Raw genomic sequence first — 18,086 nt, 5'->3', positions numbered from 1 at the left:
AGATCGGCACGTTCGGCGCTCGTGAATGGGCCTGTGAGTCGCACGGCGAACCGGGTTTGTCCCGCAGTAGTCGCAGCCGGAGACGCCACCGTTATCAGGGCGCTAGGTGTGAAGCGGCCTTGCCGACAGCACCTGTAGAGTGCGTCGCTTGCGTGAGCGGCGGCGAACGAGAGTGGCACCGCGGTTTTTCCCGTCTCTCGACCAGTTCGGTCGAGAGATTTTTTATTCGTCTGTTGCAGCAAGGAGAGGTGTCTGTGGAAACGGTCAAGTATGTACTCAGTGAAGATCGCCTGCCGGAGACCTGGTACAACATCGCTGCCGATTTGCCATCGCTGCCGCCGCCGCCATTGCATCCAGCGACGGGGCAACCCATTGGCCCTGCCGATCTGGCGCCACTCTTTCCGATGGAGCTGATTAAGCAAGAGGTGAGTACCGAGCGTGCTATCCCGATTCCCGATGAGGTACGGGCCATCTATCGACAGTGGCGGCCAACACCGCTCTTCCGTGCGCGCCGGTTAGAGAAAGCCCTCGATACGCCGGCTCGCATCTACTACAAGTACGAAGGGGTTAGCCCCGCCGGTAGCCACAAACCGAATACCGCTGTGGCCCAGGCATATTACAACAAGCAAGAAGGAGTCCGCCGCCTGGTTACCGAAACTGGTGCCGGTCAGTGGGGTTCTTCCCTTGCCTTCGCCGGTGCGCTCTTCGGGCTTGAAGTCGAAGTCTTTATGGTGAAGGTAAGCTACAATCAGAAGCCGTATCGCCGGGCGCTGATGGAAACATACGGCGCACGGGTGGTGGCAAGCCCCAGCACCGAGACGGCTGCCGGACGGGCTATTCTGGCTCAAGACCCCGACAGCACCGGAAGTCTTGGTATTGCGATTTCTGAGGCAGTAGAAGTTGCTGCCCAGCGTGATGATACGCGCTATGCGTTGGGTAGTGTGCTCAACCACGTGCTGCTCCATCAGACGGTGATCGGGCAGGAGGCAATGATCCAGATGGAGATGGCCGGTGATTATCCCGATGTGGTGGTTGGCTGTACCGGAGGTGGATCAAACTTTGCCGGTATCGCTTTCCCCTTTATCGGGGCAAAGCTGCGCGGTGAGCGTCCGTTGCGCGTGGTTGCCGTTGAACCGGCAGCCTGTCCGTCGCTGACCAAAGGGAAGTATGCCTACGACTACGGTGATACTGCTCATCTAACACCGCTGGTCAAGATGCATACCCTTGGTAGCAGCTTTGTGCCGCCCGGTATTCACGCCGGTGGCCTGCGTTATCACGGCATGGCACCGTTGGTTAGTCATTTGCTTGAAATTGGGGCAATTGAAGCAATTGCGATCCAGCAGCTTGAAACCTTTGCTGCCGGCGTGCAGTTTGCCCGGACCGAGGGCATCTTGCCTGCCCCTGAAGCAAACCACGCAATTGCCGGTGTGATCCGCGAGGCACTCCGCTGCAAGGAGGAGGGTAAGAGCGAGGTCATTCTCTTCAATCTCTGCGGCCACGGCCATTTCGATTTGCAGGCCTACATGGATTATCAGGCGGGGCAGTTGCGCGATTACGAGTATTCCGACGCCGAGGTGGCAATGGCATTAGCCGGTTTGCCTTCAGTCGGGGCATAGCCTGTCCAGCCGCGAGGTGCACGACCGTGCGCCTCGCGGTAGCATGGGGACACCCGGCACTAGCGACGGGGTTTCAGTGTGGCCACGCCGTTGATGATTGGACCGGTCGCGTCGATGACCAGATAACGGCTGAACCCGATCTGCTCAATATTCACCGGCGAAGGCGCACCATTCAGTAACACGATGTTGGGTTCTGTGTTGGATGGCAAGAGCAGACGTAACCGAAATGACTCACCACTTCCAGTTGCTGTCAGCTCAAGCCGTGCCGGTTGAAGATTGCTTGCCGGTGTTAACTGCCACCGGTAAGCGACATACCCATCACCGGCGGCGTAGCGGGCGACAGCGTAGACATCACGAATTTCGTATACCGGATCGGCTGGCCAACGTGGGGAAAGGGTGACTGACTGAAAGCCGATATAGCGGTCTTCGATGCCGACGGCGCCTTCGATCAAAGCTCCCAGCATTGCACTGGAACCCCAGCCGTCGGTTGGTAAAAATTCGTTGACTGGGGCAATACCGCCGGTGGGGTAGTACCAGAGATATGTGGCACCGGTGCGTTCAATCAGGTCAATGTAGCGTTGCAAGATATTGAATCCATACGCTTCGTAGCCATAGCGAAAAGCGCCGCGTGCCAGTTCGCCGCCAACGAGCGGCATGACACCACCGTTGACATATTCGCCGGGTCGCTCACCCAGGCGTCCATTCATACCAAAGGCGCCTGCCGGGAAGGGAGGATCGATACTATACCATTCGGCAAAAGCAATCCGGTTGGGGTCATTCAATCGACGCAGATACTCGGCAATGATCGCTCGTCCCTGCGTCTCACTTAAAACACCGCGATTGAGAGCAATTGCGTTTGAGAGGCTTAATTGATTGGCTTCATCGACACCAGGAACATCGTAGGGAACGAGTTTCACATGGTGCGTGTAAAAGCGTCCATTCCAGCTCAGCACATTGAGGCGCGTCATCAGATCGGTAGCGATAATCCGGCGCACTGCGGCCAGATCACGCTGCCCGGCAGCCTCTTCCATCAGTGCCAGGGCATGCAGCGCAGCCGCCAGACCGGTATTGTCACCGTGGAAGATGCCCCATTTGGTCTGCTCATCGATCCAGTGACGCGGCCCCAACTCGCCGTTGTTCGGGTTAACCATCGGCGGGCCATATTCAAAGTCCCAGGTGTCGATGGTAAAGGGGCGCTTGACCAGGCCCAGGGTTGCATCCCAACGCAGCGGATCACGCATCGTGTAATCAATGGCGCGTTGAGCTGCCGGCAACATTCGCAACATCCATTCAGTGTCACCGGTTACCTGCCAGGTCTCGAAGATCAACTGAACGAACAGATATTCAACATCGGCTTCAACCGGCGTGCGGAAGGCGGGAATCCCCCATTCCGGGCGAGCCAGAAAGTCCGGCAGGCTACCATCTTCGGCCTGGATGCGGGCAAAGGCTTCAGGCAGCGAGCGCAGATCACGCTCAAAATAGCGAAAAGCCCGGTTTTGGTAGTAGTGATCGCGCAACCAGAGCAACGGGCTGTCGGGCGAACGATAACCGGCTACAGGTTGTCCATCAAGCAGATAGCTCAATCTGTCGGCTGCCATGAATTGGCGAACGGTTGGGTACAACCGGTCGTAGCCGGCCACGCCGCTGCGCAGTGTGGTCTCGGCTTCAAGCTGGTAGAGCGTTCCATTCGCTACCATCTGGCCATCGGCAGTGAAGAGAGCTGCCCAGTGCGCACCCAGCGCACCACGGGGCGTTACTTCAACCCATCCCTGCCCATCGATGACTGTCAGCGGAAAAGCACCGGCAAAGCGCGCACGGCTGTCGAATACAACAAGATGGGCTGGACCTGTATAATCATCGATCCGAATTGCAACTGGTGTCGGGAGCAATGGTTGTACCGTTGGATTGAGGCTGATAAAACTAGCACCACTCTCGGCCTGTACTGGCGGTGTTGGTGTACTCACGGCGCCAAGTACGGCGATCAGCAGGAAGAGGAAGAGAAACCGTTTCATTGCATACCTGATATGAAAGCGATACCTGACATTGCTTAGTATAGCATGCTTCGCATTGTAGCCTTAAGGAGAGAAACCCTATGACGCGCAAACCTCGTGTCTTCTCAGGCATTCAGCCGTCGGGCAACCTGCATATCGGTAACTATCTGGGTGCGATCCAGCAATGGGTTGCCGGGCAGGGCCAGAAGACCAATTTCATCTGTATCGTCGATCTGCATGCGATCACCGTACCGCAAGACCCGGCCGACTTGCGTCGCCAGACACGTGAGTTAGCCGCCTTGTTGCTGGCTTGTGGTATCGATCCGCAGCAGACGACGCTCTTTGTGCAGAGTCATGTGCGGGCGCATGCCGAGTGTTCATGGGTGTTCAGTTGTATCACACCACTCGGCTGGCTTGAACGCATGACTCAGTACAAGACGAAAGCGCAGAAGCAAGAGAGCGTGATGACCGGTTTGCTCACCTATCCGGTCTTGATGGCGGCAGACATTCTGCTCTACGATGCCGACGAGGTGCCGGTTGGCGAGGATCAGAAGCAGCATATCGAGCTGACCCGCGATCTCGCGCAGCGCTTCAATTATCTCTTCGGGGAAACCTTTGTGATTCCCAAACCAGTCATTCGCGAGAGCGGCGCCCGCATTATGGGGCTTAACGATCCGACAGTCAAGATGAGCAAATCGGAAACAACCCGTGGTCATGCGATCCGCATTGTTGACGATCCCGATGAGATTCGCTGGGCGATCAAGCGGGCAGTCACCGACTCCTACAACGAGATTCGCTTTAGTGATGACCCTGATCGTGCCGGGGTGAATAATCTTTTGCAAATCTATGAATTGCTGACCGGGCGTAGCCGGCCAGAGATCGAAGCACACTTTGCCGGTAAGGGGTATGGTGCGCTGAAGCGAGAACTCACCGAGGTAGTGATTGAGTCGTTGCGCCCGATCCGCGAGCGCTACTACCAGTTGATGAACGATCCGGCGGAGCTTGATCGTATCCTGGCGATTGGTGCCGAACAGGCTCGTGCCGTGGCTGAGCCGAAGATGACGCTTATCCTTGAGCGGGTAGGCTTCGTATTACCCAATGACCGTAGATAAGGACATGTATGTACTATCCAACCCTCGATCAATTACAGGAGTTGCGCCAGCAGGGTAATCTCTGCCCCATTTATCGCGAGATTATGGCTGATCTGGAGACACCAGTATCAGCCTATCTCAAGATTGCCCAGGGCGGGTTGGGCTTTCTTCTCGAAAGCGTGACTGGCGGTCAGAATATCGGTCGCTACTCGTTTATCGGTAGCGATCCGTATATGGTGCTGCGTATGCACGATGGTGTGGCCCAGGCGACCCATGGCGGTTACAAGCAGACACTCACCTACACCGATCCGTTGATAGTGCTGGAAAGTTATCTAAACGCCTACCGCCCGATTCGCTTGCCCAATCTACCGATCTTTGTCGGTGGTGCGGTTGGCTATCTCAATTATGAGTCGGCGCGCTATTTCGAGCGCCTGCCGGTACCTCCAGTACGCCCATACGATATGCCCGATAGCTGGTGGATGTTTGTTGATACGCTGCTAGCCTTTGATCACGTGCGCCACAAGATTATCGTTATTTCGCACGTTCATCTTGATGTCGAAGACCTTGCCGCTGAGTATCAGCGTGCCGTGCAGCGGATCGAGACCCTGATCGCTCGTTTACAACGTCCGCTACCGCCGGGTATTGGCTTGAGCCTGCGCAATTACGAACCACACAACACACCGGCGCGGGTGATGAGCAATCCTATCGTCTCGAATCGAACTGAGGCCGAATTTAAGGCGGCGGTGCTACGGGCGAAAGAGTATATCATGGCCGGGGACATCTTCCAGGTGCAGATTTCGCAGCGCTTCAGCAAAGCCACCAGCGCCGATAGCTTCACCATCTATCGGGCATTGCGCACGATCAATCCTTCACCGTACATGTTTTACATCCGTACCGGTGAAGGTGATCTGGTTGGTGCATCGCCTGAAATGCTGGTGCAGGTCCGCGATGGAAAGGTGACCACGCGCCCCATCGCTGGTACCCGCTGGCGAGGTCGTGATGCGGCTGAAGATGAACAACTGGCTGCCGATCTCCTGGCCGATGAAAAGGAGCGGGCTGAACATCTGATGCTGGTTGATCTGGGGCGCAATGATCTGGGCCGCATCAGCCAGTCCGGTACCGTTCAGGTGCCGGTGTTCATGACCATCGAGAAGTATAGCCACGTTCAACATATTGTGTCAGAAGTGACCGGTCTGTTACGAGCCGATCTGAAACCTATCGATGCATTGCGGGCCTGCTTCCCTGCCGGCACCGTGACCGGCGCCCCGAAGATTCGGTCGATGGAGATCATTGCCGAACTTGAAGGTGAGCAGCGGGGGATTTATGCCGGTGCCGTTGGTCATCTCGGTTTTAACGGTGACCTCGATACCTGTATTGCACTGCGTACACTGATTGTCAAAGACGGTATTGCCTATGCCCAGGCCGCTGCCGGTGTGGTGGCCGACAGTACGCCGGAGTATGAGTTCAACGAAAGCTGTAATAAAGCAGCCGCTTCGTTGCGGGCTATCGATCTGGCCGAAGAGCTACAGGCTGGTGGTTAGAGGCTGGCTCGCAGCTTAGAGTGTTGCACCAGATGAATACACGTGCCGCAGCTCACGGGGGGCGGGTTGTGTTTTCGCCCCCGTGAGCTGAAGACATGATGGGCTTCTCTGGCTAACGATGTTGACTACGTGCCAGCGATATATCGCACAGGGTTGCAGTTGGGTAATGCCGGCAATAGCTGATCGGATGTTGACCCCATGATAAATCACGATTCTCAAGCACGAGATGATAAACGTGCTACTTGTGTCAGACCGATACAAGAGGTTGCATATGCAGATAGTCCTCTCGGTCGAGTGTTGGTAGCTGCGACCGATAGCGGTCTCCGTGCAGTCTATCTAGGTGATGATGACGCATCACTGCTGGCTACACTCCACGCCAGCTTTTCAGTAGCGGGTACTAATGCTGCTGGTGTGCTGGCGGAGACTGCGGCATCGGCAATTGCAGCCTATCTGCGTAACGAGGCACCGCTCCCGGCCTTACCCCTTGATCCAATTGGTACTCCCTTTCAACAACTGGTCTGGCAGGTGCTTTGTACAATCCCGCGTGGGAGTACCCGTACCTACGGTCAGTTAGCTCAGGAGTTAGGATTACCAACCAGCGCTGCACGGGCAGTCGGACGGGCCTGTGCGAGTAACTCTCTGGCGATAGTGGTGCCCTGTCATCGTGCCCTGGGGAGCGATGGCAGACTCCATGGCTTTCGCTGGGGGATAGAGCGCAAACGTGCGTTGCTGGCACTTGAAGGAGTATTCCTGCCGCTTCTGTAGTATCAAATCTGGTGCTACAGCGGTCATGACACGCTATACCACGATCATGCTGGTACCGCACCTGATCACAGAGGTGTGGAACCAGTGTGATCGCTGTACATGTCGTGGGATCACACGCTGGAGTGGATACCGTTACCGAGAGGGTTCCCCGTATCCGCCTGGTTTGGAGTGCGACAGCATGGCTGCCGCAACAGTCGCGCTCGCGATCAGATGCGTGCTACAGCGGTGCCCTTGATGGTGATGGCGCTACGATCAGTCGCGTCGTATCGAACCAGACTGACCAGACGTGAATCTAACGGTGTGTGAGGGGTGTGCGGATCGGAGGGAAGGGGTAGATGCCCCAACGACGATTGATGACCCCATGTTTATGAAAATTTGACATAAAAGAGCATGCGTAGGCACGACAGATGCATTGCCTGGCGCTGCTAGAAGAAGTGATCGGCGACATCGCTGAAAAGATATAAGCCCACCAAATGTGGTGAGCTTACTGGCGACCCCGGTGCGATTCGAACGCACGACCTTTTCCTCCGCAGGGAAACGCTCTAATCCACTGAGCTACGGGGTCGTATTCCGTTTGCCCGTGCATTATATCATAGTTTGGCTCATGATGCAAATGCCTGCTGGAGGTTTTCCTGCCATGCCAGAACCTGTCTTACGTGTCATGCACGATGCGTTCCATTGAATGACACCCTCACCTGATGTAGAAGTCATCACTCGTAAGCGCACCATCACGCCGGCAGCGACCGGCGTTTCTGCTGTACACACCGTGGTATGACCTGCCGATGTGGATACGGTGTTCAGGTTGGGTTGCCGGTGACGCATTGTTCGACGTGCGGCAGCCACGCTGCCATACCCACCGCACACACCGGCAGGTGCAGATCGCAGCGCATACCGTGCCGGTACGTGACTCTTGTTACACCGGATTTAAGGTCATTCCTGGCACTACCATCCTTGCTGAGCGTGGCCGAAGCCAGAACGTTCAGCCGGTATACCTTACGTTCGGCAGAGAGAATCGTGTCGCTCTCCCTGGGATATACCAGACGATATAACGCCACTTTGATGAAATGAAAGAACTCACGTTTTGCATACATCCACTTATCACCCTCCTGCGTAAAGAGAGGTGAAGCCAGAAATTGTGCAATCAATTGTCAAAAGGTTGGCAATTCTGGAACAAAAGGGAATCATAATTGTACAAGGAGGAGTGTTTCATGGCTCGTAAACTGTTCACCGCTCTGACCACGGCGTTGCTGTTCGCTCTTTTGATCGTTCCGGCAGCCTTTGCCCAAGGTGGTAATGCCAAAGTTCGCGTCATTCACGCTTCACCCGATGCGCCCGCAGTAGATGTGTTTGTCAATGGCAATGCGGTGCTCACAAACGTAGGCTTCTTCGCTGCCAGCCCGTATCTCGACTTACCGGCGGGTACCTACCGGGTACAGGTTGCACCAACCGGGGCCGGTGCTGGTTCAGCGGTGATTGATGCGAATCTGACCATTGAAGCCGGCCGTGCTTACACGGTTGCTGCGGTTGGGCCTGTGGCCAGCATTCAACCTCAAGTCATCGTTGATAACCTGAGCGCTCCTGCGGCTGGTCAGGCAAAAGTGCGCGTGTATCACTTCTCCCCCGATGCGCCGGCGGTAGATGTTAAGCTGGCGAATGGCACCACGCTGATCAGCAATCTTGCCTTCCCCAATGCCAGCGACTACCTCGAAGTGCCGGCAGGTACCTATGATTTGCAGGTAACGCCAGCAGGTGGTGATGCTGTTGTGATTAACCTGGCGGGAACGACTGTTGATGCCGGTCAGATTTACAGTGTCTTCGCCACCAACTTCGTGACCAACATCACTCCTCAGCTTGCGGTGACTGCACCGGTCACGACGGCTGCACCGGCAGCGCTGCCGACAACTGGTGGTGAGACCCTGCCGCTGGTTGCTCTGTTGGTGATGGCACTGGCATTGACTGTCGTTGGTGGATTGACCGTGCGCCGCAGCATGCGCTAGTCTGCTCTGCGCACGTCTGGTTGTGAGAGAGTAACGTCGCCTGAACCATTTGGATCAGTAACCTCACGTCTCGATCAGGAGCGATGTAACAGTCGCTCCTGATTTGTACTTGACATTACATGTAGTGTATAATTGACAATAAGAGGTTGCCGAACACCTCTTTCTTTTATCAAGGTAAATAGTGTAAGAATAACACTTTAAGGAGGGACGCTATGATAACCCTTGCTGATAACCCTTGCTCTGCCTGGTCTCATTGTATTCGTGGGTGCAACAATGGTAGGGATAGCGCTCCCTCGCTCAGTATCGCCGCCAGTTATCTACGTGCGAACCGAAGTACCACCTCATACTGGTGAGGGTGATGCAGGTTTTGGGTTGTTGATTTTTTGATCCTGGCTATCGTCGTAGCACTTGCGGCGCAGTAGGACTTATTTCTCCCAAGTTGCTACCTATACTGCGAGCAGGCCACGAAGGCTGACTGCCAGGAACATCACGACATTGCACGCAACACCGTGTGGCGTAACCGCATGAACGATGCGATGAGCAGCCAGTGCCTATGGACATACTTTGTCACGCCTCACGGAATTAACCCAGTTTACACCCTCCTCTGTGTCCTCCGTGTCTCTGTGGTGATAAAGGTCGCAACTTGAGTTATTTCATAAAAGCTGTGCTGCCGTGCAACCCGACCATCACACAGGCTCATAGACGCTTGCCAATCACCAACGACAGTATATCCTGCTTCCAATCTACCGGTATGGCAACAAGGAGGGCTGACGCCCATCTCCCATCACGCTCTGGATTGGTTGCCTTACCCGCCCGTTATGCGTGTGTTGCGCGGTGTGGAGTGCGGCAGTCATGCTGCCGCCGCAGCCGTGCTTACGATTCGGTGTGTGGTACGCCGTTGATCCGGCTGGTCACGAGGATACTGTTCATCATAGCAGTCAGTCTCACGTGGCTTGCTGACAGCGTAAGTGGTAACTTGGGTTAAGTTCTAGTGTCACCGGGCAAAACTGAAACTTCAGGCTCTATCTTAACCTTTTGGTAACAACTGCATAACACCGAATCACTATCCTGATACCAATACTTGTCGTAGACGTTCGATGGAGCCTGCAATGCGCACTCGTCTCAAACTGAAACCCGGTCAGCGTGGTACAAAGAAGCTACAGGCAATGTATGGGGATCGTCTCGTCTGTGTTCGCTATCGATATGATCTCGAGACTGGTCGCCGTTTCAAAACGATTGAATTGATCGTAGATGAAAAAGCCTGGTCTCCGCGAGATCATGACGAGGAGCAGTTTGGTCGCATTGGGGACGTAGCGGCCGATTGATTCTCGATCTATTGTTTAGCAGCGGTTTGCAGCCGTTAAATGTTAGATAAGGGTGTGACCTCTGTTTAAGGCAGAGTGCGACACCGTGCGTGTGTGGGGTGTTTCCGGGAGTGATACCAGCTCTTGTGCAAAGGTGGGCCTGGTTCAGGGAACACCTTCGGGCTGAAGTGTCGCACTACCGATATGCCGAACCAGCGTTCCCGCTTCGCCCGACATTGGATCACGTCTCGGTGTGGATACCATTGCCAGATAGAGTTCCCCGTGGCGCGTTACCTGGCGTATGTCAGCCACGCTGCCGCGCTAGCCGTGCTTTCGCTCCGGTGCGGGTCGCAGCGGTTGATCCACAGGTCACAAGACACCTTGCAGACATTATCTAGGATTATGATATGAGCACATCTAGCAGTATGCGGAATCTCAGCCCAGGTGCACCACCTCTCCCTGTACTGCGGATGCGCCGTATCAGTGTTCTCGCTCCGCCCAACGTTAGATCACGTCTCGGTGTGGATAACGTTGCCAGCCAGGATTACCTGTCTCGCGGCGTTTGGCGTGCAGCAGCCGTGCTTACGATCAGGCGCAGGTTGCGGCAGTTGCTCCGCGGATCACGAAGACAACATGTGGGCATCGCACGCCTGTCAGGCTTGCTCGTCCGTAATGAGCTGGTCGGGTGTGAGCGGGGGGGGCGGGTTCCACCCCTCGGAGCGAAGCAATAGCCATCACCGGACTGATGAGCAGCGATGAGTGGTATGAGCAGTAATGCACAGTATCAGTGAAGATTTCATATAAGCCGGGCTTTCGTCCATCTTACCCGCGGAATTGAACACGTCAGATCAAATCTTGACCAGTACGGTGCATCATCACCGAGTCTCTCAATCGTCCTTAGTCAGCCTAGCCCCTGCATGGCGTTTTGTTCCCATAGGGCGGACTGCCGGCCCGCGCTCATGTATCCCCGTCAAGGAGCACGTACCCGTGCCAGTACGTGCTGTAACCCGCACCTGCCGGTACGTGTGGTGCATGCGGCAGCCTGGCTTCTACACGTCAAACCGTGTGCCACGGGTAATCCGTTCGGGAAACCGTATCCACACCAGCGCGTGATACCATGGCGTGTGCAGCGTAACTGCCGTTCTCTGTATCTGCGCTCACCACTGCCGACGTGGTGGTGAAATCACGAGCGATGACTTCTGATAGACCCGATTTGATATTCAGATCAAGACATGCGTCCCCTGCCGCTCGTGACTGACCGCCGTTGGCGGTGCAATCGTCGGCACAAACGCGGGTTCGGCGTCACGGCGAAGGATGGTATGTTTGCGCCATGCTTCCTCTGATTGCGGGTAATCCTGTCGGAAGTGACCACCACGGCTCTCGGTACGCAGCAGGGCCGCAGTGACGATGAGCCGTGCTGTCAGCCCGGCATTAACGGCGGTGATGTGATCGGCTTCATCTGGTCCGGCACTCATTGGCCACTTTACCAGCCTCGCCAGTGCGCTCCGGAGCGATGCCCCGTCTCGCAACGGACCGGCAGCTCGCATGATCTCGGCCAGTGCAGAGCGCCAATCAGCAGGAAGTGGCGCGGTGATTGGTGCTATCGGAAGCGGATCAGGCACGGGAACGGCCTGCCCGCGATAGGCAGCGGCGGCTTCGCCAGCCCGGCGACCAAAGACCAGGCATTCGAGTAACGAGTTGCTGGCCAGCCGATTTGCGCCATGTACACCCGTACAGGCGACTTCACCGGCAGCGAAGAGTCCTGGTAGATTGGTTGCGCCGCTCAAATCGGTACGTACCCCTCCCATGAGATAGTGGGCTGCCGGGGCCACCGGGATGGGATCACGCACCGGATCAATACCGTCGGCCCGTAAACGGGCACAAATGGTCGGAAAATGATGCTCGATCCGATCAGGTGGCAGATGGGTCAAATCGAGCAAGACGTGATCGCTGCCTTCCTCCTGCATCGCTGCAACAATGCCGCGCGTTACCACATCGCGGGGTGCCAGTTCAGCACGCGGATCATAGGCCGGCATAAAGCGTCGACCGGTTGGCGTGTAGAGTATTCCACCCTCACCACGGGCAGCTTCGGTGATCAGAAAGCCATAACCGGCGCGGGTACGATAGACCGTGGGATGGAATTGTACAAACTCCATATCAGCAATCTCGGCTCCAGCGCGGTAGGCCAGTGCAATGCCTTCGCCGAGTGCTGTTGGTTGATTACTGGTTAACCCGTACAATGCACCGGTGCCGCCGCTAGCCAGCACAGTTGCCGCCGCCAACACTCGCCACCACGACCCATCAGCCTGGCGTACCAGCGCCCCGACCACGCGCTCATCGGCAGTTAACAATTCGACCGCCTGGGCCTGCTCGCGTACACTGATGAGCGGCGTGGCACGCACTCGCTCGATCAACACCTGGGTTACGGCCCGCCCGGTTGCGTCGCCGACATGAACAATGCGCCGCCGGGAATGTCCTCCTTCCAGCCCTAACGCAAATTGATCGGCATCCCGCTCAAAAGGTACCCCCAACATCGCCAGTTCACGCATCAGCGCTGGTGCTTCGTGGGCAAGCACTGCCACGGCAGCCGGATCACACAAGCCGGCCCCGGCAGTAAGAGTGTCGGCAACATGAATGCCCGGCGAGTCGGCTGGGTCCAACGCAGCAGCAATCCCCCCCTGAGCCCAGGCCGAGTTACTTTCGGGGAGTGAACCACGTGCCAGGACGAGCACGCACGCACCGCGGGCTGCCGCGGCCAGCGCCGCAGTGAGACCGGCTGCGCCGGCGCCAATCACCAGAACATCAACAAAGCGGTCGCGTACCGATGGCATGCGCTGCAAAATGCTGCGCTGAGTAGGAAAGGCTTCTATCATATGCTCCTCTGCCGGGTGTGAGGTGAATTCTTCAAAAATGTTAACTAAAGTTGACACCTTTGCTGTGAGCAGACCACATGAGGCTGACTGCCATGATGAACAGCACGACGCTGTGCACAATACTGTGGAGCATAACCGTATGAACCATATGGGTCGTTGCCAATTCCCATCGACGCACTACATCACGCCCTGTGGTAGCTCTCGGATTATGCCCATCCTCTGTGTCCTCTGTGCCTCTGTGGTGATAAAGGTTGCAACCTGGGCTATGTTAAAACTGCACAGGTCTACAACGCCAGCATCCGATCAATGGCGATTCGGGCCCGTTCGGCAATCTCCGGCGGTACTGTCACCTGTTCGCGCAGGTCGCGTAGACTGTCGCGTACCTTTGCCAGGGTAATCAGCTTCATGTAGCGACAGCTTATCGACTCATCGATGGGAACAAACTGCTTATGCGGATTGGCTTTGCGCATTCGGTGGAGCACACCAATCTCGGTGGCAACCACAAAACGGCTGGCCGGTGAGCGGTTGACATGCGCAATCATACCCTCGGTGGAGAGAATATGCGTGCCCCGACTATCAATGGCGCCGCGAGCCACATAATCCATTGCGCTACTCACACAGCCACATTCAGGGTGAATCAGAAACTCGGCGTCAGGCATTGCCGCTCGCTTCTGTTCGATCATGGTTGGCCGGATGGCGGCATGGACGTGACACTCGCCGGCCCAAATCTTGAGCGGTCGTCCTGTTTTGTGGCGTAGATAACTGCCGAGAAACATATCAGGCAAAAACAAGATGGTTTTATCGGCGGGAATGGCGTTAATAACCCGCTCGGCATTGCCCGACGTGCAGCAATAATCACTTTCTGCCTTGACAGCAGCACTGGTGTTTACATAACTTACAACAACTGCACCTGGATTCGCTGCTTTCCACGCTCGTAACTGCTCTACGGTAATCGAGTCGGCCAGCGAGCAGCCGGCGTTTGCATCGGGAATAAGTACCGTCCGCTGCGGATTAAGGATGGCGGCAGTCTCGGCCATAAAGTAGACACCGCACACCACAATGACATCAGCGTCGGTCTGAGCTGCGGCCTGTGCCATACCCAGCGAATCGCCGACATAATCGGCAATCTCCTGAATTTCGCCGTATTCGTAATTATGCGCCAGGATGATCGCGTTGCGTTGGCGCCGGAGGTCAGCAATTTCGGCGATGAGGCTAGTAGCCGTTTCACCGGTTGTTTCGTAGATCTGGGCGACCATGAGATATTCTCCGATTTAGTGTTATTATTACACTTTTAACAATTGCGATGAGTATACACCGCTGACGAGATATTGTCAAGAGGTCACTAACAAAAATGTTAGCCAACTAGTCCTTTTTTCCCCTTCTCTTTTGCCGACTTTAGCTGCACAATAGGTCTATCAGAGCGAGTCGTAGCTATGCAGAGATGTGTCATCCTCTGCACTATTACCATCTGCTGGGCATAACCTCGAAACAAACTTCGGCGACGAGTCGTTTAGGTATATGCAGATAAATGCCTTCCGCGTCGTTGGAGTAGTATATGGAAACGATAATGACCGGGCAGTTGCCTGAATGGCGTGATCTGGAAGGCTACCTTGAGCCACATCAGCTTGCCGATTTGATCACAACCGGCGATTTACCCGCCGGAGTACGTGCGCACCTGGGCAGTGATTTACGTGCCAGGCTGACAGCGCACGCTGCCTATATTCCGGCGCGTATTGTTCACCAACAACTAGCTGATCCGCAGCCCGGTCGTACTGGTGGCTCGTTTTGGGAAGGATCGCTCCTGTTCGCTGACCTCTCCGGTTTTACCGCGCTGTCAGAGCGCCTGTCAGAGTTAGGTCGCCAGGGGGCAGAAGAGGTTTCGGCTATCGTTAACCGATTGTTTGCCGCCTTGCTGCACGAAGCGCAGATGCGGGGTGGGGTATTGCTCAAGTTTGGTGGTGATGCACTGACCGTTTTCTTTGATACCACGATGCTGGGCAATGATCATGCCATTGCAGCCTGTACTGCGGCACTGGCGATGCAGCGCCAGATGGAGGAATTTGCTCATCTACCCACACGCGTGGGTGATTTTTCTTTACGGTTGCGGGTTGGTGTGCATGCCGGGCGAGTCTTTGCTGCTGAGGTTGGCGATCAGAGCCATATTGAACTGGTAGTCACCGGGCCGGAAGTTAACCGGGTTGCGTTGGCACAAGAGATTGCTGCACCAGGTGAGGTTGTTATTAGTGAGCAAACGCTACTGCGTATCACAGGGTATCACGTTGAACCTCGTCAGGCAGGGTTTTATCACCTCCGTGAACTGCAACCAACAGTAATTCCGTCGGTGCCGTCGTTAACCTGGTCGCTTAGTGGCCCGGACGATCTGGCAACGTTGAATCGTCTGGCCCGCCAGCTCAATGCCCTCCAGCCCTATCTTGTCCACCGCTTACCACGGCGTTTTCTCGATCCTGCTGCCGGCGAATTGGGTGAATTTCGCCCGGTGACCGTGCTCTTCGCCAACGTTTACGATTTTTCCCGCTATCTTATCAAGCTCGATAGCGATCCGGAATTAGCGGCGGCTATCTTCAATGCCTACTATCGACGTGTACAGGCAGTAGTTCATCACTACGAGGGTATCATCAACAAAGTGGATATGTATACCCACGGTGATAAACTCATGGCCTTGTTCGGTGCGCCTACCGCCCACGAAGACGATCCGATCCGTGCTGTACGGTGTGCCCTTGAATTGCGTACAGCCATCCATGATGCAAACCAGGAGATTGGTAAGTTAGCGGGAACCCTTGCTCCGCCACTGGCTCAGAAGATCGGCATTAATACCGGTACCGTCTTTGCCGGGCGGGTTGGTGGTGCGGCACGTTATGAATATACCGTTATGGGGCCGGCGGTGAATCTGGCCGCACGTCTGATGGCAGCCGCTCCGGAAGGGGCTATCTACCTCTCGCCAAGCTCGCAGATTGCCGTGCAGGATCAGGTTGTCTTGCAGGCTGCTGTACCACTGACCTTGAAAGGACTCAGTGAACCGGTTACACCGGCGCAGGTTGTCAGCATTGCCCCCGTCTCTAACCGCCATGACGATGAGCAACTGGCGGTAGCACCTCTGATCGGACGTGATGCCGAGCTGGAACAGGTGTTGACAACAGCCCGTATTGCGTTGCGCGGACGTGGAGCCACGATTGCACTGGTTGGTGAAGCAGGTGCCGGTAAATCACGACTGGCCGAGGAGGCAATTCAGCGATTGGTCATCGACTCGACGGCTATTCAGGATGACCATGAGGATGTTCCATCGTTCACCATTCTCTTTGGCGATTGTCAAAGTTACGAACAACGTACCGCCTATGCGGCGATCCGCGCACCATTGATCAGTGCACTGGGTCTTGATGCACGGAGTGCGCCAGATCAATTAGCAGCCAATGTCGTACATCGCCTTGAGCACCTGGTACCGGAACTCAGCCGCTTCGCACCGCTGCTGGCCGATGCACTGGGACTGCCGATTGCTGATACACCCTTAACTGCCGGGTTGTCTCCTCAACAACGCCATGATCGATTGCAAGAGCTATTGGTTGAGATCTTTCTCCGTCTGGCTACTCGTGAGTCGCTTCTACTGATCCTGGAAGATTGCCATTGGGCCGATTCGCCATCGCTTGAGGTGCTGGAGCGGTTGAGTAAAGTTGTTTCAGGTCGTCGCCTGGTCTTGTTACTAACCTATCGTCCTGAAATGGCATCACCAGCCCCATGGGATGATCTTCCCCACACCATTCGCGTCGAATTAGGTGAGCTACGTCCAGAAGACAGCCGGGCGCTGTTAGAAGCACTGCTCGGCGGACCGCCGCCGGAAGAGATGTTGCCGCTGTTGGATCGTACTCAGGGTAATCCCTTCTTCATCGAGGAATTGGTACGGGCATTAGTTCGTGACCGGCTGTTGATTCGCGACAGCGCAGGTGCTGCGTGGCGATTGGCTCGTCCGGTTGAAAAGATCGAGCTACCCCGCAGTATTGAAGGGTTGCTCATTGCCCGCCTCGACCGTCTGGATGAACCACGTCAGGAGCTGGTGCAGGTTGCTTCAGTCATTGGCCGACGCTTTCAGCGCCCGGTGGTAGAGGGCGTCTACTCTAACCCGCCGGTACTTGACGAGAGCCTGGAGCGCTTGATCGAGCATGAATTGATCCAGGCCGATCAGCAGGAGCGTATTCTGGCCTACATCTTCCGGCATGCACTGTTGCGTGATGTTGCCTACGAGGGCATTCTGTACGCTCGCCGGCGCATGTTACACGCCCGTGTGGCCCGGCGGATCGAAGAGATTGCTGCGCATCAACTTGAAGAACAATACGCAGTGCTGGCGTGGCATTTTTTGCAGGCCGAAGAGTGGCAACCGGCATTGCATTACCATCTCCTGGCTGCCGCTCAAGCACATCGTCGCTTTGCCAATCGCGATGCACTGGCGCTGTACACAACGGCCCTGAAAATTGCGCCGTACCTGGCGACAGTGTGGGAGCCAAATCGCTTGATCGACCGGGTCGCCGAAATTCATGAAGCAATTGGCGATATTCATCTGACATTGGGTGAATATGATGAAGCTGAGCGGAATTTTCGGGAAGCACTTCAGTTAAGCCTGCCTCCTGCTGACCAGCCGGTAAGCGAGCGCTGGTTGCGCCTGCACCGTATGCTGGCCTCGGTCGAAGAGCGACGCTCGAACTACCAGCAGGCGTTTGCGCTGTTAACCGAAGGGATGTCCCATGCTCATCAAGGGTTGTTGGCCGAAACCGCCCGCTGTTACCTGCTCGGTGCGGGGATTGCCTACCGCACTGGCGATTACACTCATGCAATGGAATGGGCGAATATCGGTTACAGGCTGGCTGTGCAGAGTAATAGTCTGACGGATCAGGCCAGAGC

Annotated in this window: 10 protein-coding genes and 1 tRNA gene; 7 read left to right on the top strand and 4 right to left on the bottom strand. The window is 55.9% G+C overall.

Annotated elements, in window-relative coordinates:
* The first annotated feature begins 254 nt into the window (after positions 1–254).
* Positions 255–1,616, top strand: coding sequence for a TrpB-like pyridoxal phosphate-dependent enzyme (locus VAE57_RS04110; protein WP_322820631.1), 1,362 nt, complete (start codon positions 255–257; stop codon positions 1,614–1,616).
* A 59-nt stretch (positions 1,617–1,675) separates the two neighbouring features.
* Here VAE57_RS04110 and VAE57_RS04105 read toward each other — a convergent pair whose 3' ends face one another.
* Entirely contained in the window at positions 1,676–3,628 is a 1,953-nt protein-coding gene (locus VAE57_RS04105) for a hypothetical protein (protein WP_322820630.1), read from the bottom strand.
* An 80-nt stretch (positions 3,629–3,708) separates the two neighbouring features.
* On the opposite strand from VAE57_RS04105, the gene trpS reads away from it, so the two are divergent.
* The 3 genes from trpS (at position 3,709) to VAE57_RS04090 (ending at position 7,004) form a co-directional block, all read left to right on the top strand.
* Positions 3,709–4,719, top strand: a complete 1,011-nt coding sequence (gene trpS, locus VAE57_RS04100) for a tryptophan--tRNA ligase (RefSeq protein WP_012257293.1) — start codon at positions 3,709–3,711, stop codon at positions 4,717–4,719.
* A gap of 8 nt (positions 4,720–4,727) precedes the next feature.
* Complete coding sequence (trpE, locus tag VAE57_RS04095; protein WP_322820629.1) at positions 4,728–6,239, top strand: anthranilate synthase component I; 1,512 nt, start codon at positions 4,728–4,730, stop codon at positions 6,237–6,239.
* Positions 6,240–6,437: 198 nt separating this feature from the next.
* A complete protein-coding gene (locus VAE57_RS04090) occupies positions 6,438–7,004 on the top strand; it encodes a methylated-DNA--[protein]-cysteine S-methyltransferase (protein WP_322820628.1) in 567 nt (188 codons plus the stop codon).
* Positions 7,005–7,492: 488 nt separating this feature from the next.
* Here VAE57_RS04090 and VAE57_RS04085 read toward each other — a convergent pair.
* Positions 7,493–7,569: transfer RNA gene (locus tag VAE57_RS04085), tRNA-Arg, on the bottom strand.
* Between the two features lie 643 nt (positions 7,570–8,212).
* Between VAE57_RS04085 and VAE57_RS04080 the strand changes: the two genes are divergently transcribed.
* Together VAE57_RS04080 and VAE57_RS04075 are read left to right on the top strand one after the other, a co-directional pair.
* Positions 8,213–9,001 (top strand): DUF4397 domain-containing protein, encoded by a 789-nt coding sequence (locus VAE57_RS04080; RefSeq protein ID WP_322820627.1) that lies wholly within the window; start codon positions 8,213–8,215, stop codon positions 8,999–9,001.
* Between the two features lie 1,109 nt (positions 9,002–10,110).
* Positions 10,111–10,326, top strand: coding sequence for a hypothetical protein (locus VAE57_RS04075; protein ID WP_322820626.1), 216 nt, complete (start codon positions 10,111–10,113; stop codon positions 10,324–10,326).
* Between the two features lie 1,199 nt (positions 10,327–11,525).
* On the opposite strand, the gene nadB is transcribed toward VAE57_RS04075, so the two are convergent.
* Positions 11,526–13,178: an L-aspartate oxidase gene (gene nadB / locus VAE57_RS04070; protein ID WP_322820625.1), complete on the bottom strand. Its 1,653-nt coding sequence runs from the start codon at positions 13,176–13,178 to the stop codon at positions 11,526–11,528.
* A gap of 284 nt (positions 13,179–13,462) precedes the next feature.
* A complete protein-coding gene (nadA, locus tag VAE57_RS04065; protein WP_322820624.1) occupies positions 13,463–14,434 on the bottom strand; it encodes a quinolinate synthase NadA in 972 nt (323 codons plus the stop codon).
* A gap of 299 nt (positions 14,435–14,733) precedes the next feature.
* On the opposite strand from nadA, the gene VAE57_RS04060 reads away from it, so the two are divergent.
* Positions 14,734–18,086: adenylate/guanylate cyclase domain-containing protein (locus VAE57_RS04060; protein WP_322820623.1), on the top strand; the 3,353-nt coding region annotated here is incomplete at its 3' end.

This window comes from Chloroflexus sp., from assembly GCF_034434295.1.
In the GTDB taxonomy this organism is placed as follows: domain Bacteria; phylum Chloroflexota; class Chloroflexia; order Chloroflexales; family Chloroflexaceae; genus Chloroflexus.
This window is presented reverse-complemented; position numbering and strand designations above follow the sequence as displayed.